The following is a 21,315-nucleotide window of genomic DNA, read 5'->3' on the forward strand; positions in this document are numbered from 1 at the left end:
GATGAATATCATATGTGTATAAAAACAGAACATAAAGCTGATTTCATCATGAATGAAGGTAAATATAGTTCTATATTTATTTTAGGTGAAACTGATGATGAATTTGAGGAACAAATATTATCCATTATCGACAAGAAAAATGCCCCTATCTATGTAAGGGAGCTCTCAAGCGGCATTTTTACTAATAGTAATATTCTTGAATTAGAAATTCTAATTCCCGAAAAAAGCGATAAAAATGAAAACTAATCGTGATCATTTATTGCTGAAAGAAGTTAAATTTATTAGAATATAAACCACATGCTAGAGAATGTTATATTTCATCCCGAATATAGAAGCAAATTATTGCAGTAGGCAAAGAATTTTGTTCGAACTCATTTACAATCAAATGAGTTGCGTTTGCACGTCGTAAGTGGTAATCCTCGCCAATTTTACGTGCTCATATCATTCCGTGCTGCAACTTTTATTGTAAGCCCGTAATTAAATAACACATATAAACAACCAAAAGCTTTTCTATTCGATGGTCGAATTGAGATTGATAATAATCCAGCTGAAAATGCGATTCGCCCAACTGTGATTGGTCGCAAGAACTGGCTTTTTTCTGTTAGTGAAGCCGGGGCTAAAGCAAATGCGATCTGTTTAAGTTTGGCTGAAACAGCAAAAGCAAATGGTATCGACTTTTATCAATACCTAGTGAAGTTAATGACAGAGTTGCCGAATTTACCACTTCATTAGCAGCCTGAGATTTTAAACGATTACATGCCTTGGTCGAAAAATATCCAAGTGACATGCGCAAAATAGCCATCTATCTGAAAAAAACTTTAGATAGATGGCCATTCGTCTTACGTACCGAATAGGTGCGTATTTTATTTCGGGCTTAAGGTTGTATACACAAATTCTTAGTTAGATATAAGTACAAACACATTTTAAAATCTTATCAAATTACTAGATTTTCGTTTAAACACTATACTAAGCGAGACCTTCTTTGTTAGTGTAAATCTAACACAATTGGATCAATTTGTGTTTTTATCTTTACAGTAGACGGCACTAATTTAAAATTAGCTGGGATTTGTTCGAAATTCTCAAACTGTAATTTGTAAACGGTACGATTATTTCTTCGATCAGAAAAATGTACGTTTGTTTCGTCAGAAAAAATTAAACGATCGTTAATGACCATCCCCCAACCAGCTGCACGAACTTTTGGATCACCTTCCGTAGAAATTTGTAAATGTAATGTGTCTTGTTTGATTTCTAATGAATCAATTGTATAAGTTACGTTATTAAATTGAAATGGCTGTAATTGTGCTGTATTCACTTCCGTCTCAAATAAATCGAACACAGATGCTTCCATTTGAAACACTTCAAATGTTGCGGGGTTAGTATACTTTGGGACGGATATCGTGTAAACCATTTCGCCCAATACATCTGTGCCGCCACCATCACTTGAAAATTCTGAAATCATTGGTTGTTCGCCATCACGTCCATCACGTTTGGTAGATAAAATTAATTGTCCTGCTTCATCTCGGATTGCAAATCGGATGTCTGATATTACACTACCAAAAAAGGCATCTTGTGCATCGTCAAGTGAATGTAAGTTCGCCACTTCTATATTCAAATGTTGCTTATATAAATTATCTTGGTATCGCTGGTATTGTTCTTTAAATTTAACACGATAATGAATATCGATGTTTTCCCCATTTTCGACAACTTTATCAATAGAAACATCCAAGAATGGCTCATTATAATTTAAGACTTGTTCACCATCTAAATGTTTTTCCTGCTCGCTACTATTCGTTTCTACTAATTGTGTTGGCTCATCAATCGGCTGTGCCACTTCAATCGGTGTACGATTCCAATAATAAAACGCAAAGCCTAGCATAATAACGGCTGCACTGATTACAGTAATTTTTAAAGTATACCAAGATTTTTTACGCTTTGTATTAGTTTGAATACGTTGCATAATAGCATCATCTTGGCTATGTGTCATCATTGGCTTATTGAGCTGTGCAAATAATGTTTTTTGTTCATTTACTAATTGCTCATATTCACGTTGACAATTTTCACAGAATTGCAAATGAGCTTCCGTTTTTTTTTGTTCAACCTCATCTAAAAAACCTTCTACATAATCTTCCAACAAATTCGAATCACATTTCATAAAAATAACCTCCTTTTGTCATTGTGATTGACCTAAGTTTTCTTTTACTTCGGTGTAACTTATTACGAACATCATTTAACGAAATTCGAAGCACTTCGCTTATTTCATCGTAGCTTAGCTCATTTACATATTTCAGTAACAATACCATGTACTCTGTTTCATCCAACTGTTGAAGAAGCTTTTCTAACTGCTCATTTCTTTCATGTAACAACAATGCTTTTTCAGGATAACGATTATCCATTACATCACTGTCGATTCGTATCGTTTGTAACTTATGGATCCGTAAATAATCGAAACAATTATTGACTACAATTCGGTATAGCCATGCATTAAATGAGCCGATTTTTTTATACTTATGTAGGCTATAAAATACTTTTATAAAAATATCTTGTACGATATCTTCAGCTGCAGCACGATTTTTTACTATTCTTATGACAGTGGTAAAAATTTTCTGCTCATAATGTTTTACAATATGTGCAAAATGATGACTTTCACCATTCTTTACTCGTGTGATTACTTCATCCATCTCCATTTGTTTCACCTCCCTACTACTATAACGAAAAAATTTTCATTTCCTCTCAAAATTTTCCTATATTTTTTCGCTAATTTTGAATTTAGACATTTGTTATTCAATAAACAAAACAACAAGCCCGCTCTGAGGTGCTTGAGGCTACTGAAAAAAATTACGCTTTAAATTTCAGATTTGTTTTTCAGATTAAAAATAAGCGCACCAGTTTAAGGTGCGCTGTTATTTATAATTCTGGCTTACCACTTATTCAATGAATCGAAATGATATTATAAATTATAATGATAGAAATAATTGCGAAATAAGTACATTTTAAACGGCTCACATATTGAACAGAATCGTTCTACATGTGAGCCGTTTTATATACTGAATTATACATTCATATCTGTTATAGCAGGAATATTTATTTCCTTCACACATGAAACTGGTGATAAATTAATCACACATTGGACAATGGCTACAATATCTTGTACAGGAATACGTGTCCCTCCATACAACTTAATTGCTTTTTCAGCCCCTTCTTCAAAAGGTACTTCAGCAGCCAGTTCTCCTGGATTAATACACGTTACAGTGATCTTATCTTTTCTCACATGCTCGCGTAAAGCATTTGTAATGCCTCGTAAGCCAAACTTAGATGTAACAAACGAAACTTGCGCATTATTCGTATGATCTAAACCTGCTGTCGATCCAATTAAAATTATTTTTCCATTTCCCGCCTGTCTTAAATTAGGTAATAACGCCTGAATATATGTAATTGTGGAAGTTAAATTAATATTAATTAAGTTTGCTATATCCCCAACTTCATCGTTATCAAACGTATAGTCATCTTCAAAACCACGCTTTTCCCATACTCCCACATTGTAAATTAATACATCCATAGCAACGCCTTTTAAAGCTTCTTTTAAAGCAGGAATATGTTGTTGACTAGATAAATCAATAGCCAGCCATTTACGATTTACGCCATCATTTATATCTAAACTACTTGGTCGTGTGCGTGACACCACCCATACTGTATCCCCTTTTGTTGGTAAACCCTTTACAAATGCATCACCTAACCCTTGGCTGGCTCCAAATATAATAAAGTTCTTACTCATCCAATCACCCTTTCTATATGACTACAACATAAGTATAGTTAATATAAAAAATAGCAACAACCAATGTGATTTATCGAGATATTTAGGTCCTTAAAATTACCTATGCTCGTTCATTTTAAAACTTATTTCACCCAATACGTTGTACAATCTTCACTTCGATCTAGGAAACCATATTCAATTAAGTATCTTCTCAATGATACGTAATCACTATAAATAGGCTTTAAAATTTCATTGATTTCTTTTTCGGTATATTTACGCTCTACCGCAAACTTCGTTACAATGTATTGCAGTAAAATTATTTTTCGTTTTTCTTTACTTGGAAAACTTTCAATTGAACCATCTAAGCCATTTTTAAAATACGTCGCTAGTACTTTTTCTTTCTCGTCTACTGTAATCGCATAACGTTCATCCACCTGTGTTGCCCCCTTATGAATTGGTTCGTATACTTTTGTTGTTTCTAAAGCCTGCATGATTGCCAGAAAAACTTTTGCTTGTTTTTCTTTTTCTTTCAATTTAAATCGATGCTGTCGAATTGTTGAAATGCTATTTGCAGAAGTGCTATTAACAATTTCCTTATCTGGTGCCCCTGTTGCAAATAGCTTCAGCAATTCAGTTTGGATATCTGATAGCCCAGTATCCTTCTTATCTAATTGAAGTAACGCTTCAAACACAGAGATATGTTCATTCTCGATATGGCGTTGTATAGCTTTTTTAGCCGAAAAAAAACGATCATCTATTTTGAACACTTCTTCGGCATCAAATATTTCTTTACAAAATACACACTCATATGCATCACCTGTGTCTACAAATCCCCTCGATAATTCCTCTATAGTCAAATCAGTTAAACTCACAAACAAAACCTCTCTTCGTTCACCATTTAATAAACAATATATAATAAGTTTATTCATTTGTAAACAATGATAGTATTTGTTTATCTAAAAAAAAGAAGAATCCATTTTGACAATAATCAATCAAAACAGATTCCTCTCAGCGTTAAGCTATATAAAAATTTATGTTATTTATCTAATCGTTTTTTACACTTTGCCGATATATGAAAACACTGCTTAGTATGCCAAGTCCACCAAATAACAAAATCCATATACTTTTAAAAAACAGTCCATAAATCGTCATTACACTACCAATAATTCCACTTGAAAAAGCACTGGATACCATGGATTTTTTTGTTGGTTTAGGGAAATGAATAGAGGTTCCCAGATTTTTATTCCCCCATTTACATGCCGCATCCATGATATTTTGTAGTTTGTCTAACATCTTTTTATCCTCCTAATTTTTAAAAATGAAAAATGAAAAAAATGCATTGGACAAAGCACCCAAAAATGCCAACATTGAAATTGATAAACAAACCGTTCCGGCAATCATTTTTGCCTTCTGTTCTCTATTCTTTTTGGACATTAGAACTAATCCTAAGATTAGTAGGAAGATGGCTAAAATGATATTCATCGCGATAAAGAACGGTGCTGTTTCTTTTAGAAAGTCTATAATACTCCAAAATAAACTCATTGATATCTCCTCCACTTTTATATTTGATTAAAGCCTCTACTCAAAGATGCTTGCTACCAACTGCTTCGTCATAAATTGAAAGGCTGCTAAGTGATCACAGTTCTTTGAAATTCCTTCTTTACTTGCAATGCTTGATAGAAGGACGGTGAAAGTAGAAAACGCTAAATTTTCAGAAACCTTCAATTTAAGATTTGCTCGTTTGATGGCCGTACGAAAAAGTTCACTACTATCAAATATTAGTTTTTCTTTCATTTCCTCCGAAAGTTTACTATAAAACGATGTGAAGTCAGTCGTTTTCACGTCATAAAGAAATGGTTTGCTTTCGTATTCATAGTAAAGTTCGATTATTGCTGTTTCAAAGCCGGACTTTTCAGGGGATTGTTCAATTCGCTCAATGAAATTTTCATAAATAGTATCTTGAATGTCATATAGAACTTCAAAAAAAAGTTCTTCCTTACTTGAATATAAATTATAAAAAGTACCTGTAGATATTTCTGCTTTCTTACACAATGCGCCAATGCTTGTTTCTTTATAACCCGGAGAAATCCAAAATGCCATACATTCATCTTTCAATTTACTTTTAATCAGAATTTTATCTTCTTCTGAAAAAACTTTTTTTCCCCTTGCCATAGAAAAGCACCTCCTTTATGAATTATTTATATGAATATTCATATACTATATTCATACGTTAGCATTAACACCAACTTTTAACAAGGGATTAAATAACAAATTATTTCATTTGATTGAATATCACTTTATGCTTTTGATTTCACTAGATATAAAAAGCCAACGTTTTGAATAATGTTTCTTCAAAACGTTGGCTTTTCTTTTATTTTTTAATTTCCCTCTACGTATTCTACTATGTAAATATGTATCACCATAAGTTCTAAGGTAGATACATCCTCCATTCCTCCCAAGCTTCCATATAACCAGTAAGATCGTGAGGATGAACTTTAATACACACGCCAATACGTGTATATAATTGAAAAACAACTTCATTCAAAAGTTGTTCCTTCGTAAAGGCTTCATACCCGTTCCACAAGGAAAACGATGAAAAAAGTGTATGTAAATCTAGACTATCTGGTGAAGAACAAAACGCATAGGTAAAATCGTAAATTTTGGGACCGATTAAAGGTGATGGGTCAATAACTCCTATTAACTGGTTACAAAAATATACAAAATTATGAACACCCGTATCTCCGTGAAGGTAATACTTCTCTTCTTGATAGTGTTCAGTTTTTAATGTATTTACCAACAACTCTACTCTTTTATGATCCTCACTTGGTAAGAGCTTACCTATATTCATTTTGGCAGACTCAAAACTACTTTGATTAAAGTCTGACCAGGAGCTTCTATGCATCCCGTTTACTCTTCCCCAAGGAATGTCTGTGTCCACCTTTTCATAATGATTGAATAACTCTTTCGTTAATATTTTCATCCATTCTAATTTCGATCCTCGATTATAGTGAGTTTCTCCGGGTATAAAAGAGTACACAATAAATTCTTTTTTATGATCCGTGTAAAGAACATCAGGCAACAATTTCACTTTTTTATAGACAAGCAAGAATTCCTCAGTGGCAGATATTATCATAGGATGGTCTATCTTTATCACATAGATTGGCATATTTTTGCACAGGATCGTATATAAAATGCCCGCAGTTGTACCACTTTTTAACCTCTTTAATTCTAGATGATCATTTATGACCAAGCCTTTATTAATTAGTAAATCCATGATTTCATTTATTTTTTCCATTTCTCAATCCTCCTCAAACGATTTAGAAATAAGTTCGCTATCTTTTTCAACAATCCTGCTCATCAATAAAAAAAGCTGCCTTTGACTTTGGCAGCTCGATCTACTATTTGTAAGTCACTATTAGACCCGAACGAGCCACGGAAACCCCTTGAGCATAGTGGATACTGCTCCATTGTGGTACATAACTCAAGCTTTTTCTCTTGCCCTCTGTGTATCTCTTATATTCTTTTGAACCGTTATAGCTGCAAATAAACTAAGAACAAATGCCATACTAAAAAATCCTTTTTCGCTTAAAATAATACTTCCAGCATTGTATAAACCGATAGCCATTAATGCAATAGATACAATAAGTGCGAACCAACTAATACCATAATAAATATTAGTAACTGGTATTCCCTCATCTTTATCTCTAACTGCTTTTTGTAAAGATATCGCCGAATAAAGTCCGAATACTAAAACTGCAAAATAAAATCCCTTTTCGTTCAATTGCATAGATGCGTTAAACAAGCCTATAAGATAAGACGCAACACCTACTAATAGCGCTGCCCACGAAGCCCCTTTGAAGGCTGGAGTCGGTTCGCCTTCTTTCCTTTCTTCTTTCACTTTTAAATCATTTCGTTTTTCTTTATCTACTAAAACTTCATGATCATTGGACATTCAATTTTCGCCTCCATCTTTTAATCTACTAAAAATGGAGCACCAGAGACACAATAGTGCACCTTCTTTGCAAAACTAAGCTGCCATTAAGCTGAACAAGAAAAAACGAACTTCGTTATTAAAGTATATGCTCATTAACATTATAACTTCACAACCTTTACTTTTTCGCGATCAATTATGCCTCGGCATTATTGATTCCGGAATTGGCTTTGTGCTTAGGCCAGCATGAGGTATGTGTGTAAATCTTAAATCAGTTGTACGAACTCTGGATTTAATACAACTTTATGAAACCTCCAACAATCAGAGAACTCTGTACCAATTTCGTGACCTTGCAAGCAAACCCTGTTCATTCCATCACAGCCATCAAGACCACAACAACCATTTAATCTACTGCTATCTGAATGGTGATTTGAATTGATTAAATCCTTGATGTTTATAATGATAGATCCTTTTAATAGTTCGTAAGCTGTTTCCTCTTGAATTAAATAAAAGCCTGTAGGAATATAATCTTGACCATCATTTTCATTAATCAAATTCAGGTCTTTTAATTCCGATAATGGTTCCGAAATTTCTAAATTACACGCTTTACAAATCAGTTTCAACTTGTCGTTTCCTCCTTTTATATGAAAATGTGTTCCAGTCAATGCTAGAAATCGGTTAATCGTTAGCCATCCATATAGCGCAAAACTAGCGCTACACAACAGACAAGTTACGCTCTTTCATGAGAGAATGACTAAATGAATTAACTCATTCCTAAACAGAATATTGTAAAGAAATTACTGTATTTTTATTTTGAATGCATCCGTTTGAAGTCATAATATTTCTCATTGGAATATTGTCAACTTGAGTCATTCCTAAATAAGACATAGCTTTAAATTCATTTTTCAATCTGTATAATCCTATTGTATGTAAGTTCCTTCCCAAACCTGACCCCATAAAATTAGGATGAATGCCTATCCAAAAAATGCGTCCTTCCTTATCTGTATTTGGTTCTATATGAGGAAAAACTACACCAACAGGTTCATTGTTAACTTTATACACTGTAAACATTTCCTTTACTTGTGATGGGAGTTCGGTGCTCATTCCCGTTAAAAACTTCTCTACATCAATAAAACTTGTACCCATCACTTCAGATAAAAAAGAGATAGCGTTATTCTCAGAAATTGACCATACTTCATAATCTGGTATCGAAACATTTAATGGGGTTATTAAAGATCTCCTATATACAACTCTTTCACCAACGATTTCCATTTTAGACCTAGTAGAATTTAAACTATCTAAAAGTATTTTAGGACACTCCAACATAACTTTTTTCAGACTACTACTATGTAATTTATCTAAAAGTTCATTAATAAGCACATCTATTTCAGAAGCAAGATGAAGTCTATTCTCTAAAATTTCTAACATAACTACACGATCACTTTTTAGGTTATGTACGCCAACTCTTTGTAAATGTTGAAGCAGTTGATCCACGAATTTTCACCTCTTTTTATGATTAAAACAATTGTCTTCTTACACTATGCTGCACTGTTAGTAGAAGAAACCTTTTATAAAATTTTTACATACTCGCAAAAAAAACTGAAATTAACTCCGCTTTTCTACTGAGTTCCAAAGACTTGTAATATATAGTTGCTCTCTTGTTCCTTAGTAAAAATACCAGTGGCTATACCACCTTCTTTTATCCCTTGATTAAACCACATATCATTATTGTCTTTATCCACCAATTTATAAGAGCTGCCTATGCAACTCAATGAACTTTCATTAACGCCCCCGTTAGCCATCCATGTAGCGCAAAAACCAGCGCTATATCACAGAAAATGAAAGTTGATTAAGTTCTTTCGTGGGAGTTTAAGTGTAACATTTCACAAGCTAACTTGATTTTTCATTTTAAAATCCATTTCTAAATCTTTGTTCTTTTATTGCAGGAATACTTCTGCTTACAAATTAAGAAGAAAAGGTCACCAGACACTATTCCTCATATATTTTCTAGCTTATAATTTTAACTCTTTAATTAAGAACTTCTCTTTTATTCTATATGGGGTAGCGTGCCAGAAACAACTCTTTTGGAACTTCTCGCATCATAATTATGGTAAAATAGGTTAATTATGATGTGTTATATTGTTGGGGGTATTATAATTGATGAAGAAATCCATAATTATTTTAGTAGTGATAGGCGCAATTGGTGTATATTGGTTTTGGCCTAAAGCACACGTTGAAGAACCTATTGTGATGTCCGTTCAACTTGACGAAGTAAGTAAAACATTAGCCGTTTCATACATAGTTGAACAAAATAACGATACGTATTTAATGGAAATTGCACATAATACAAAAGGATTTTACCCTCCGCGAAACAGTGGTAATTGGGATGGGGAAACTAATTTTACAGAAGTATTAGCAGTACAAAATGGCTATGAGCTACGAGAAGATGTAGTTGAACTAACAGACGAACAGCTCTCCTACTTTCTTTCATTAGAAGGGCGTACATTACCTGTTGAAATTTCATTTGAAAACTATTCTCCAATTGATACAACACTTGTTCTACTAATGGAAGGTGAGGCAGTAGACGTAATAAAGAATGATGATTTACTTCGCTATACGTATACATCCTCTAAAGATGAAACGATTGATTCAATCGGTCATTATGATAGTGTAGCTACGATTTCATTCGAACAGAATAATGAGGAAGTTGATTTTCCACTCACACTTACACAGGGAAGTTCAGTAGATATTCTTATCAACGAACCATACAAACTTAGTTCGAAGGATAAACTTTTACTTGAAATTACAATGATTGATGGACAATCAGTTACGAATAATATCTTAATGACTAGATCTATTCCAAAAGGATACTTAAAGCAAATTGTAAAGGAAGCGAATGCTAATAATAATTGAGTAGATTATTTATAATCTACCAAAGCCTATTTAAATACATAAGCGTTTTAGTTGAATAAAGTTATTACTATATACAAAACAAATCTAATAAACGTTCCTAAGTGCTAATTTGGGCACACACAACCTCAAAATGTTGATAGTACAGCGTTTTGAGGTTGTTTTGGGTGCGATACGTCCATACGTTTTTTTTATGCAAAGGCCTTGAATGCAGTTACTGTAAGTCTTTTTTTGATTTGCAGAAAAATGCTGCTGGTGCACTGTCTGTATAAAATCGTACATATTCAGACAATTTCTTGTCGTACATATGCACTTTTATTACGAGCCCCTTATTGAACTACCCTGCACCATTAGTTCAATAAGAAAAAAAGAGCTGCTTATGCAACTCAATGATCTTCAAGTAAAGCCCCTGTTAGTTTAAGTGTATTACATCACAAATATACGATTTGTATCAGAAGAACTGAATACTCTTTATTTATAGTAGTCTTCTTGAAGCATTCCCATAAGTACTTCATCAGAGTATTTATTGTTCATATAAAGGGATTGTCTCAATGTTCCTTCTTTTTTAAATCCTGCTTTTTCATATGCTTTTATGCCACGAATATTATGAGAAAATACCTCTAATTCCAAACGATTTAGTTTAAGCTCCTCAAAGGTAAATTTCTGTGCAAGTTGAGTTGCTTCAGTACCATAACCTTTGTTCAAAGTATCTCTACTATGTAGTGATATTCTAAAACCCGCCTTTTTGTTGTCTTGATCAATGTCTAAGATGGCTAAATCACCTATTATTTCATTACTATCCAATAAACAAATGGCAAAATCATAACGTGTGGGGTCTTTGCTAAACTGTTTATAACTTTTATTGATCTCATCAAGAGTAAATGACTTTCGAGTGCCAGTCATGTACAAAAACTCTTCATCCTGACAAGACTTATAAATACTTTCTATATCTTCATCTTTAATAGGTCTTAAGTAAACAAACATTCCCTTTATCATCATAATAATTCCCTCATTCTCCTGTTTCTTTTTCGAAAATAGCATATCTTGTAAAAATTCTCTGACTTTGCTAATCTCTTTAAGATTTTATTCAAGAATCCAGTCCCTTGACTTTAATACGCTTGAAATGAATAAAGGTTCCAATTTTAAACAAATTTACCGTTTTTAATTAACTAATATCCATTTTGGTTATTGAACTTGACTGCTCCGCTAGCTCAATAAGAAAAGTTGCCTTTGACTCCACCCAATGACTAATTTCACAATCATCAATCCAAAGATCAAAAATCGGCAGATATGAATGGTGGAATTCATATCTGCTAAAGCTGCTTATTCTAATTTTCTAAATTGTATGTCTTTAATTTAATTAATATTGTTATATATTTGCCCGATAAAAAGTGAGTAATTTGCATCTAGTTTTTCTCTGTTTTCAATGATGATTTTACCTTCATATAATGATTCACTTGTACGTATATCACCGATAAAAAACAAATGACCGTCCGAAGCACGATTGACTAAATATAGTTTATCATCTGTAATCTGTAAAAAAGGTTCTTCTTTATCATTAGCAATGCTTGGATATTTAAAGTTTAAAGGCTCTTCCCACTGTTTCTTTTCTATATTATAACGATTCAGCTCTAACCCATTGGCTGAATGAACTGGAATGAATATATCTGTTCCATGAAGAATCATCGACTTTGTATGTGGTTTTAATTCGGCTGGAATTGTCCATTCCTTCACTTCATTATTACGATTGTTATAAAGATACATTTTGCTAGAGATCGTTTCACGCTCATCATCTTCTAGATAATTGTATTTTTCAATCATATATAAGAAATAATTTTCATTTTGTACTTTAATATATTCATTAAATATACGAATGCTGGCCTGTCCTATCTCTTCTGACTCTATTTTTGCAAGTATCGAGTCCTGTTCTAATTCCTTTTTGCTTTCATCAACCGTATATATGTGCAACTCTTCCTTACCATTGAGATGGCTTGTTGCTAATATCTTTATTTTTCCATTTTCTACATAAACATCTTCCTCATTGATCCAGTCATAGCTTACTTGGACTGGTGTATTGATTTCAAATGAAGAACTTTCATTTGTATGTTTATCAAGTGTATCGATTTGAAGAGTTAAAAAATTTCCTCGGCCCTTTTTTCGACCATCATTCGGAAAAATGACGTAAATCAAACGGTCTTCGTCTTCAAAATACTGACCAGAATTTAGTAATTTCCCACGCATAAAACTACGGTGTTCTTGAATATATTTTTGAAACATCAAAGGGTTATTTCGTCCTATCAACTCTCCAATAAAAGACCCGCTCTGATAAATCGAACCATCCTTTGATATTTGCAACCCACGATAAATATCACCGCTCTGATAACTCGCTTGAAGAATAAGATTGTCGATTTCTCCCTTATTTCCGCTAGTAGTTTCAATTTTAAAGGATACACCCTTTGCCATTGCCTGTTGAATATAGTAAGAACCGATTGTCGTCACGATGATTAAACTAATCAATATCGTTTTCCAATATTTTTTCATAGTCATTCCCCTTTAGACCCTGATTTTATATTTTAACAAATGATTCGCGATCCAAATGGCACTCCCTAATACGATGATGCTCATTACTAGTACCATTAGAAAGACTTCAAGTGAGTAAAAATAGCCACTAGAAAATTCATTCAAGAAAATTGGCGCAAAAAAGACTCCGAACGAAAGCATTCCATAAACGATTGCGAAAAAAATACCTTTTAAACCGTAACTTCGTTCAATTAAAATGGCCGTGAATAGAACTGCTACAAAGATTAGCCCGACTCCATAAATCAGGATAAATTCTGTAAAGGTATTCGGATACAGCCAGCCCCACATTTCTAAACTATAATTACCAAAATTATCATAAAATGAAAAATGCGATTGTAAATCTGTTGGTATCATACTATTAACAATTTGCATTTCGATCGGGATTAACAATATTTGCAAGGTAACTAATCCAAGTACAAAAACCATAATAGTCGTCAATTTTGCGAAATAAATAGTAATTCTTTCAGTTGGCAACATTAATAATCTGTAAATAAACGTGTTTTTTCCAAACCAATCTCGATACCAAATAAAGAAAACATAAATCATCAATATGGCGATGCTAAAAAAGATTGGCATCAGAAACCAACCAGACTCAATGAAACGATGAAAAGGAAAAACCCCGTATCCCTTAATATATTGGCCCATTGATAGTTGATTTTTATACATCACCTGATCTGCGTCATTCATATATGCTTTTGACACGACAATCGCCCCAATGAACTGACTGGAAATTATCAATCCTATTAAGGTTAGGTACAGTTTGAAAAATCGATTTACTTCGAAATTAAGAAGTTTTAAATAGTTTTTCATCTACGATACACCTCTCTCATGACATCAATGACTGATTTCCCTTCCTTTTCACGCACTTCCTCTACACTAAATTCCTTTAATACTTCACCGTTATCAATAAGTACCGCTCTATCAATCAAGTGTTCAATATCACTAATTTCATGGGTTGTGATAATCACACCACGATCTTCAATTAAATGGCTTGTAAACACTTCGGCAATCTGTTCACGGGAGAAAATATCAATACCAGAGAATGGTTCATCCATTAGTAAGTAATCCACATCCAGTGCCAAACCTAATATCATATTGACTTTAGCCATATTCCCCTTTGATAAATTGGCAATTCGTTCAGTAGGGTCTAGTTTAAAAAATTGCAGTAACTCTTCTGCCCTTTGAGGATCCCAGTTTTTATAAAAATCGGCCATGAACGCAAAGGCATCACAAATTTTCATTTGCGGCAACATCGTAATCGTATCTGGAATAAAGGTAACTTTTTCAAAGCTTTCTTTCCGGATTTTTTCCCCATCAATCAAAATTTCACCGCTATTAATAGGCGTGAGCGCCATTATAGCTTTCATGATTGTCGTCTTTCCTACTCCGTTTATCCCAATTAAACAAGTAATTTCCCCTTTTTCAGCAGTAAATGAAAGACCTTTTAATACCTGTTTCCTGCCGTATTTTTTCTCGACATTTTTTACTTCGATCATTTCGATCCCTCCGCTTCTCCGCTTTCGACATCATGCTTTTTCTTCACTAGTTCCAACACTTCGGATAACGGCACATCGATGGATTTAATAGAACCTAAAAATAAGTCAACCGCATCGATAATCAATTCCTCACGGACACTTTTAAGGACCGCTTCATCTTTAGTAATGCAGCTCGGCATATTCCCCTCAGTAAAAATCAATCCTTGTTCCTCCATTTCCTTATAAGCTCGTTGTGCGGTATTTGGGTTAATCTTCAGCTGGTTGGCTAGTTCTCTTCTTGATGGAATCTCCTGACCAGGTTCAAAATACCCCTTGGCGATTTGCTCTTTAAAATGCCGGATAACCTGGACATACACTGGATCCCGATTATTAAACTTTACAGTCAATTAACTCAACTCCCAGAAAATCATATTTTCGTGTATTAATCACTTAATACAGTTTGTGCATAATGGTGGGCAAAGTACTTTAAAGAAGCACCCGATTTATTTTAGCCATTACCCAGCTAATCGGTCTTGGTGTATCAACACCTTAATACACCGTTCTTAAAAAAATGTAAAAGTGTATTAAGCACACAATACACCCTTCGTAATGTATTATAGGCTTAATACACTTTTTATGTCAACCAAATCCATGGAAATATTTCTCTATGTTTAAAAAGACAACCAGTTTTTATACTTATCAGCCATGAAAGTTTGAGTAGAAAAAGGCTCTACTCCTGATTGAAGTAAAGCCCACCGTTAGTTAAAGAAGGAATTTATTTTATTAATTGATTGAACTATAATATCGGGTCTATCAAAATGTATTGAATGACTGGCTCCTTGTGCGATTATAAATTTACTATTTGAAGTAAGATTAACTTGATTCATAATAAGTTCTTGCCACTTTTCCTCAAATAACCTTAACTCCCACTCGGGTAAACCTTCCATAGTACCTAACTTAATGTTATGCTCTTTATCTCGGCTAATAACAATTAAAGGTATATCAGGGTATACCACCAAATTTTTTATAATATCTCCATCCCTCTTCCAGTTGCTAATTTCAGAATACATTGCTTTGTATAAAGAAGGATTTATCTGGAAATTCATTATGCGTTTTTGAATATCATTCGGGAGTAGCTTTTGTTTTTTTGTTAGAGTAGGGTTAATAACTTCTCTTAATTCTTCCCTTTTCATTTGAGAATAAGAACGACATTTTTCCATCCAAAATTCATCGGTTGCTCCTTCATTTAAAACAGGTAAATTCAAGTCATCTAAAACCTTTAAATCAACAGAAGTTGAATCTACTAATACTATTCCAGCAACCTTTTCAGGATGCTTTTTCACAAAATGTTGTACACATAACCCACCATAGGAATGACCAACTAATACTACGGGTTCAGATAATTTAAGTAAATGTATCATCTCATTTACTTCGTTTACGACTGTTTGTGTATTACGGACTTCGTTACGAATTTCACTTGCGCCTAGCCCTGGTCTATGAAACATTATAACTCTATTTGTTTTACTTAATGACTCTGTCACTTCATACCATTCATCGAATGAACAACCCATTCCTGTAAGGATAATTATTGGTGTACCGTTTTGCCCCTTTTGAAGTATCTCAATCTTATTTTGATTTATCATTAATAATTGACTAATTTTACTCACCTCTTTGTTTAAATATCACTTAATTATGTTTTCTTGTTTAGCTATCCAGCACCGTTAGTTTAAGTACATACCTAACATGGATTTTTATTTTCAATTAAAGAAAAAACCATTTTTCATAGGGATATTTATTCTCTTAGTACATTTGTTTTACCATTTCTCATACCCTCAAATATTGGTCTTTGAACAATACTTATTTGTTCGATATCAATATTTCCCTCTTCAAAAAACTGTAAAGCTAATGATTCATTTTGGTAATCTAATGTTTTTCCATCGTCTAATAGCATTCCTTGTGCATTTAGTTTTACTTCAAACAAAAACATTACGAAAACCACTTCGTTACCATCAGGATATATATACTCCCGTATAAACTGAAATAAAGTTATATTCTTTAATACTTATTCTCGTTTCTTCTCTTACTTCACGTATCATAGTTTCTACTATGGATTCTCCTGGTTGCATTGCTCCTCCAGGTAACCCCCAGTCTCGATAATCTAACCTTTTCTGTAACAAATCCCCCCCATTTTCATCTTTGATTATTGCCCCACCAGTGGCTATAATTTTTTTCATATATACCCCTCAATTTCAATTTAATATTTTCTTTAATTTTTCTTATCTACTTCTCTATTCTTTCTGCAGTGTCGATACTGTTTCATTACCCAACTTAAATCCCATAAACAACAAAATATCCACCATCCTTATTAAACTCTTCTGTTCCGTTAGTGAAAAAGCGATTGCTCTAATCGAACAATCGCACCCGTGAGTTTAACGAAGAAGTTACTTTTATCAAATTTTATAATCATTTTTTATATAGGGATTTTTTAATGGTATTATGTCGTAATTAGTCATTCTTACTAAACCATGTATCAATGGAATTTATCATATTTTCAAATGCTTCTTCTTTAAAAGGTGAGGCGATCCCTGAATGCTCAAGTAAGTCTAGGAAAGATAAACGCCCCCCCTGTTTGCATAAATTCATATACATATTCCAAGCAGCATGCTTATCTGTTTGTGCGATTGACCAAATCTGTAATGCACAAATTTGAGCGATTGAATAGTCGATGTAATAAAACGGGAATTTAAACAAATGTATTTGTTGATGCCAAAAGTTACCCTTTTTTAAGTATGAGTGATTATAAGTAGTTTTATATGGCATATATTTCCGTTCAATTTCCATCCATTTTTTCTTTCGTTCCTCAATTGATTGATTAGGATTTGTATAGATAAAATGCTGAAACTCATCAATACTAGCTCTATAAGGCATGGCAAAGATAGCATCTTCTAAATGCGAATATCTATAATTCATTGCGTCATTTTCAAATATTTCTTCCATGTAGGGCCAAATAAGAAATTCCATTGCAATTGAGCTAATTTCACAAGCTTCCTTAGTGGGAAGTATATATTCTGGTATGTTGTTATTTTGGTTAAAAATAGCCATTTGAAATGTATGACCAAATTCATGTGCAAGGACTTTTACATCTTTTCTCGATCCATTAAAGTTTGCAAAAATATATGGAATCTTTTCATTACATAAATAAGTAGCATAAGCACCTCTTGCTTTATTTTCTTTAATGGTTAAATCCATATACTTATTCTCATTCATTATTTTGAAAATCTCTCCACATTGATCAGATAATTGTTGGAAAATTGTTTTAAACTTATCTATCATCCAATTAGAATCGCCTCTAAGGATAGCCTCTCCAGATTTGAACCTAACCTCTTCATCGTAATAGGTTAATGTCTCGATACCAAGCCGAATCCGTTGTTTTTCCCTTAATTCCTCAGATATAGGCACTATATATTTCAAAATCATTTTTCTAAAGTTAGCCACATCCTGTTGACCGTAGTCAACCCTTGAAAGCCTAGCATATCCAAGTTCCACAAAAGAATTGTAGCCGAGTTCTTTTGCTATTTCCGTTCTTACTTGAATTAAAGAATCAAAAAGTTCATCAATTCTATTTTCGTATTGCACCAATAGTTCATATTTTTTTTCAATAGCCTGCTTTCTAAGCACTCTATCTGGAGAGGAGAGAAATTTATCTAATTGAGATAGGTTTCTCTCCTCTCCTTTAAATTCAATCTTGGCATTTGCCATCAATCTTGTATATTCACTTATAAGGTTGTTCTCTCTTTTTAGTTTATCGATAATTGCTGAACTAATCGTATTCACATTAATTTCAGCAAGATTCAGTAACTGTTTTCCATACTTTTGCCTAATTTGTTCTTTAAATGTGGACCTTATTAAACGTTCATAATAACTCGCTACAACTTTTTCATATACTGGCCAATTTTTATTGATAAACTTTTGTTCTTCTTGATACTTCTTATCTGAGGTATCTAATTGTGCTCTTATCTCCGCAATAGTCAGCATTGTTAAAACATGATTTCTAAGCGAATTAATCTTATCTATTAACTTATTTTGCTCTTCAAATGAGTTTGCAGATTCAAACTTTTCTAATAGATCAAATACCTCTTCTTCAAACTCTACAATGTTAGGCCTCTCATATAAAAGCTGATCAAAAATCATTCTTCTCCCCCCCATTCCATATTATGGTATATTATACACAGCAATACGAATAGTCTTATAATTCAAAATAATTTGTGCTATACTAGCGATATAAGATAATAAATACCATTAGCAAATACAAAAGGGCTGCTTTCATAAAAGCGGCCCTTTTTGTTTTCTTACATATAGTTCGATTCAATCTACCCTCAATTTTATCTCCCCGGCAATGGAATATATAAGCTTTCTAATTAAACTATACTGCTCCATTAGATAAAAAACGTCTCTAATTATTGTAGAAACGCTCTCCTTTGCTTAAGTGTAAAGCTTCATATGCCTAGGAGATAGACACTTATTTCTTCCATCCTACGGCTATATCGTTGGACTGGAATTTAATAACTAATTTAATTTGAGGTGAATAAATATATCTGTCCCAATTTCTAACTTCTTCAACTCTCTGTATAATTCCAATCAGTTTTGTTTTAATGACATGTTGAAAGTTAAGGCCAATAATTATAGCTTCTAGAGGATTTCAAAGTTCGGAAACACTTACTTTCAAGTCACGAATACTTGAAAATTGTCCCCTTAAACCAATTTATAAATGATATTTCGATATCGAATCGAAATATTTATAAACTCATTTAAAATTAATTTATGTGTATACATTTGGAAACGCTCATTCGTTGTATAAGTATAAGGAGGTCAAAAATGAAAAAAGAAGACGCACTAGCCTCCTATCTTATTAATTTAGGAGAGGAAGTGTTCCGCCTATTACTAGCGAAAGGAGCCAAAAAAGAGGATGCGGAAGATATCATACAAAATACCTTTTATAAAGTTTATCTACTTTTAGATGACCTAACAGAAAGGAATTTACGTCCGTGGTTTTTTAGAGTATCACTTAATGAATATATTGACTTGAAAAGAAAAAAAGAGCAACAGAACATTTATTTAAGCGAGGAAATCTATTCAAAACTACAACAAATAGACTGCGACATGAATACGATTTTAAATAATGATGAGATTTTCTATTTATTAAAAGACGTCAAAACAGAATATAAAGAAATTTTCTTTTTAAAGTATTACTATGATTTTTCTTATGAAGAAATTGCTACTATTTTGGACATTCAAATAGACAGCGTAAAGCAAAAATTATATCGAGCACGTAAATCTATTCACTCAAAAATAGGAGGAAAACGTTAATGGATATTTCGATCAAAACCGCTTTAAAAAAAGCTAAACGAAAACAACTACTAAAAATCATCATTACTTCGATTATTGTCGTACTGATTCTAATACCAATTCTCTATAAAACAGGCACCTACTTTGCAGCCAAAGGTTCTACCCGACTTCACGATTCGCTTTTCTTACATAATGCAATTGCCGAGCCGAATATTCAAATCGACTCTCAAGTAACAGCAAATTCATCAATGTTTGGTGGTAATATTATTTCGAATCGTTCAAAAAATATTAATGGCTATGTAGTCCCTTGGAGCACACTTACAAGTTCGTATCATTGGATTCGCTTGGATATTGACAACAATGAATTTGCACCTGGCTTTTATTGGTCTGACACAGGTTTTTATGAGTATGATAAACAAACAAAAACTAAAGTGGCGACATTTTATCATCCTTCTATTCACGAGTATTTTGATGGTGTACAAAATGAACTCAGTGAAGTTTCTCAAATGAAAAACTACGTGGCGGAAGTTGCTATTTCTTTTGATCAACCGTATACATTACAGGAAATACAAGCAAAAATCCCCGATAATTTAAACATTGTATGGTTGTATATGGCCTCTCAAATTGCAGATGAAAGTAAAGGACCTTCAGGGGTGTCGATTTATGGATTTGATCCATCTTCTTCACCAAAAGATGCATATAAAGGATTTATCGATGCGCTCAAAAAATATAATGATAGAGGTGGGAATGAACCTATTCAAGAGTTTTTAAATTCGAATAAAAACAAAAAATGGGATGAAGTAGAAATCTTAGGGGTAATGCTAACTGGCCAAGCGCAAAATTTTAAAGCTTTAGAAAATCAAAGTTTTGTTCGTGGGGCTTCAGTAGGTGCCACTGCACAAATGGTACCTTATATTAAATCAGAAAAATAACGAGTCGAGATCAAAATTATATTCGTTCTCTCTTCCCAGTAAGTAGCTGGATCTATAGAGCAAAACAATTAAAAGTCAGAAAAAAGGGCAGTACTTAAAAATAAAATAGGTACTGTCTCTTTTTCTAAGTGTTTTTTCAACTAAATTGCTCCGATCGTTCAATAAAGAAAAAAGAGCTGCCTATGCAACCAAGCATCCCGTTAATTGAACAAGACGAACACAACCTTTTTGCTATTTTTCCTATCTCTAAATTTATCCTTCTTTATCGTAAGTATTCCTTGAAAGTTGGAGACTTTGGCATAAAAGTATTTCCGCCCGCTACCATTTCTTTTGTTTCAACATCATAAATTGCATATCTACCTCTAAATTCTTTTTCTGTGTCTTTAAAGG

25 protein-coding genes and 1 pseudogene are annotated in these 21,315 nt (G+C 33.1%); 5 read left to right on the forward strand and 21 right to left on the reverse strand.

The genetic code is table 11. From position 1 onward, the window contains the following. Together ACFCYJ_RS25985 and ACFCYJ_RS25990 are read left to right on the forward strand one after the other, a co-directional pair. Positions 1–246 (forward strand): hypothetical protein (locus tag ACFCYJ_RS25985; protein ID WP_376078686.1); only part of this gene is annotated, 246 nt, incomplete at its 5' end. A 261-nt stretch (positions 247–507) separates the two neighbouring features. Then, positions 508–798, forward strand: a pseudogene (locus ACFCYJ_RS25990) (IS66 family transposase); the annotation flags it as partial. 187 nt (positions 799–985) lie between these two features. On the opposite strand, the gene ACFCYJ_RS25995 reads toward ACFCYJ_RS25990, so the two are convergent. The 12 genes from ACFCYJ_RS25995 to ACFCYJ_RS26050 form a co-directional block, all read right to left on the reverse strand. Continuing rightward, the gene (locus ACFCYJ_RS25995; RefSeq protein ID WP_376078688.1) at positions 986–2,152 is read right to left on the reverse strand and encodes an anti-sigma factor family protein; all 1,167 of its coding nucleotides are present in this window, start codon (positions 2,150–2,152) and stop codon (positions 986–988) included. Further along, positions 2,142–2,684: an RNA polymerase sigma factor gene (locus ACFCYJ_RS26000; RefSeq protein WP_376078690.1), complete on the reverse strand. Its 543-nt coding sequence runs from the start codon at positions 2,682–2,684 to the stop codon at positions 2,142–2,144. The genes ACFCYJ_RS25995 and ACFCYJ_RS26000 overlap by 11 nt, the downstream gene beginning before the upstream one ends. Before the next feature lie 365 nt (positions 2,685–3,049). Beyond that, positions 3,050–3,772, reverse strand: a complete 723-nt coding sequence (locus tag ACFCYJ_RS26005; RefSeq protein ID WP_376078691.1) for an SDR family NAD(P)-dependent oxidoreductase — start codon at positions 3,770–3,772, stop codon at positions 3,050–3,052. Between the two features lie 122 nt (positions 3,773–3,894). After that, positions 3,895–4,623 carry a DUF2087 domain-containing protein gene (locus ACFCYJ_RS26010; protein ID WP_376078693.1) on the reverse strand — a complete coding sequence of 243 codons (729 nt, stop codon included), beginning with the start codon at positions 4,621–4,623 and terminating at the stop codon, positions 3,895–3,897. 172 nt (positions 4,624–4,795) lie between these two features. Continuing rightward, positions 4,796–5,044, reverse strand: coding sequence for a hypothetical protein (locus ACFCYJ_RS26015; protein WP_376078695.1), 249 nt, complete (start codon positions 5,042–5,044; stop codon positions 4,796–4,798). A 12-nt stretch (positions 5,045–5,056) separates the two neighbouring features. Continuing rightward, complete coding sequence (locus tag ACFCYJ_RS26020; protein ID WP_376078697.1) at positions 5,057–5,293, reverse strand: hypothetical protein; 237 nt, start codon at positions 5,291–5,293, stop codon at positions 5,057–5,059. Positions 5,294–5,329: 36 nt separating this feature from the next. Next, entirely contained in the window at positions 5,330–5,923 is a 594-nt protein-coding gene (locus ACFCYJ_RS26025; RefSeq protein WP_376078699.1) for a TetR/AcrR family transcriptional regulator, read from the reverse strand. 256 nt (positions 5,924–6,179) lie between these two features. Next, complete coding sequence (locus ACFCYJ_RS26030) at positions 6,180–7,046, reverse strand: hypothetical protein (RefSeq protein WP_376078701.1); 867 nt, start codon at positions 7,044–7,046, stop codon at positions 6,180–6,182. Positions 7,047–7,232: 186 nt separating this feature from the next. Beyond that, entirely contained in the window at positions 7,233–7,703 is a 471-nt protein-coding gene (yiaA, locus tag ACFCYJ_RS26035) for an inner membrane protein YiaA (RefSeq protein WP_376078703.1), read from the reverse strand. A gap of 245 nt (positions 7,704–7,948) precedes the next feature. Further along, positions 7,949–8,305 (reverse strand): hypothetical protein, encoded by a 357-nt coding sequence (locus ACFCYJ_RS26040; RefSeq protein WP_376078705.1) that lies wholly within the window; start codon positions 8,303–8,305, stop codon positions 7,949–7,951. 151 nt (positions 8,306–8,456) lie between these two features. Further along, complete coding sequence (locus ACFCYJ_RS26045) at positions 8,457–9,176, reverse strand: GNAT family N-acetyltransferase (RefSeq protein ID WP_376078707.1); 720 nt, start codon at positions 9,174–9,176, stop codon at positions 8,457–8,459. 125 nt (positions 9,177–9,301) lie between these two features. Next, positions 9,302–9,484, reverse strand: coding sequence for a hypothetical protein (locus tag ACFCYJ_RS26050; protein WP_376078708.1), 183 nt, complete (start codon positions 9,482–9,484; stop codon positions 9,302–9,304). A gap of 355 nt (positions 9,485–9,839) precedes the next feature. Between ACFCYJ_RS26050 and ACFCYJ_RS26055 the strand changes: the two genes are divergently transcribed. After that, the gene (locus ACFCYJ_RS26055) at positions 9,840–10,595 is read left to right on the forward strand and encodes a hypothetical protein (protein WP_376078710.1); all 756 of its coding nucleotides are present in this window, start codon (positions 9,840–9,842) and stop codon (positions 10,593–10,595) included. A gap of 468 nt (positions 10,596–11,063) precedes the next feature. Here the strand turns inward: ACFCYJ_RS26055 and ACFCYJ_RS26060 are convergent, their stop codons facing one another. From ACFCYJ_RS26060 to ACFCYJ_RS26100, 9 genes are all read right to left on the reverse strand, one after another. Beyond that, positions 11,064–11,588, reverse strand: coding sequence for a GNAT family N-acetyltransferase (locus ACFCYJ_RS26060; protein WP_376078731.1), 525 nt, complete (start codon positions 11,586–11,588; stop codon positions 11,064–11,066). 360 nt (positions 11,589–11,948) lie between these two features. Next, complete coding sequence (locus ACFCYJ_RS26065; RefSeq protein WP_376078712.1) at positions 11,949–13,133, reverse strand: hypothetical protein; 1,185 nt, start codon at positions 13,131–13,133, stop codon at positions 11,949–11,951. Positions 13,134–13,145: 12 nt separating this feature from the next. Then, positions 13,146–13,982 (reverse strand): hypothetical protein, encoded by an 837-nt coding sequence (locus ACFCYJ_RS26070; RefSeq protein ID WP_376078714.1) that lies wholly within the window; start codon positions 13,980–13,982, stop codon positions 13,146–13,148. After that, entirely contained in the window at positions 13,979–14,668 is a 690-nt protein-coding gene (locus ACFCYJ_RS26075) for an ABC transporter ATP-binding protein (protein ID WP_376078716.1), read from the reverse strand. Before ACFCYJ_RS26075 ends, ACFCYJ_RS26070 begins: the two co-directional genes overlap by 4 nt. Continuing rightward, on the reverse strand, positions 14,665–15,054 hold the full coding sequence (locus ACFCYJ_RS26080) for a GntR family transcriptional regulator (RefSeq protein WP_376078718.1): 390 nt from the start codon (positions 15,052–15,054) through the stop codon (positions 14,665–14,667). Before ACFCYJ_RS26080 ends, ACFCYJ_RS26075 begins: the two co-directional genes overlap by 4 nt. A 351-nt stretch (positions 15,055–15,405) precedes the next feature. Next, a complete protein-coding gene (locus ACFCYJ_RS26085; RefSeq protein ID WP_376078720.1) occupies positions 15,406–16,314 on the reverse strand; it encodes an alpha/beta fold hydrolase in 909 nt (302 codons plus the stop codon). A gap of 125 nt (positions 16,315–16,439) precedes the next feature. After that, positions 16,440–16,634: a hypothetical protein gene (locus tag ACFCYJ_RS26090; protein ID WP_376078722.1), complete on the reverse strand. Its 195-nt coding sequence runs from the start codon at positions 16,632–16,634 to the stop codon at positions 16,440–16,442. Between the two features lie 22 nt (positions 16,635–16,656). Then, positions 16,657–16,881: an NUDIX domain-containing protein gene (locus tag ACFCYJ_RS26095; RefSeq protein WP_376078724.1), complete on the reverse strand. Its 225-nt coding sequence runs from the start codon at positions 16,879–16,881 to the stop codon at positions 16,657–16,659. Positions 16,882–17,152: 271 nt separating this feature from the next. Beyond that, positions 17,153–18,838: a M3 family oligoendopeptidase gene (locus ACFCYJ_RS26100; RefSeq protein WP_376078725.1), complete on the reverse strand. Its 1,686-nt coding sequence runs from the start codon at positions 18,836–18,838 to the stop codon at positions 17,153–17,155. Between the two features lie 684 nt (positions 18,839–19,522). On the opposite strand from ACFCYJ_RS26100, the gene ACFCYJ_RS26105 reads away from it, so the two are divergent. After that, positions 19,523–20,014, forward strand: a complete 492-nt coding sequence (locus ACFCYJ_RS26105) for an RNA polymerase sigma factor (RefSeq protein ID WP_376078727.1) — start codon at positions 19,523–19,525, stop codon at positions 20,012–20,014. Then, entirely contained in the window at positions 20,014–20,925 is a 912-nt protein-coding gene (locus ACFCYJ_RS26110; RefSeq protein ID WP_376078729.1) for a sigma factor regulator N-terminal domain-containing protein, read from the forward strand. Before ACFCYJ_RS26105 ends, ACFCYJ_RS26110 begins: the two co-directional genes overlap by 1 nt. Positions 20,926–21,315 lie beyond the last annotated feature (390 nt).

The organism is Lysinibacillus sp. NPDC056232, assembly GCF_042267565.1.
In the GTDB taxonomy this organism is placed as follows: Bacteria; Bacillota; Bacilli; order Bacillales_A; family Planococcaceae; genus Lysinibacillus.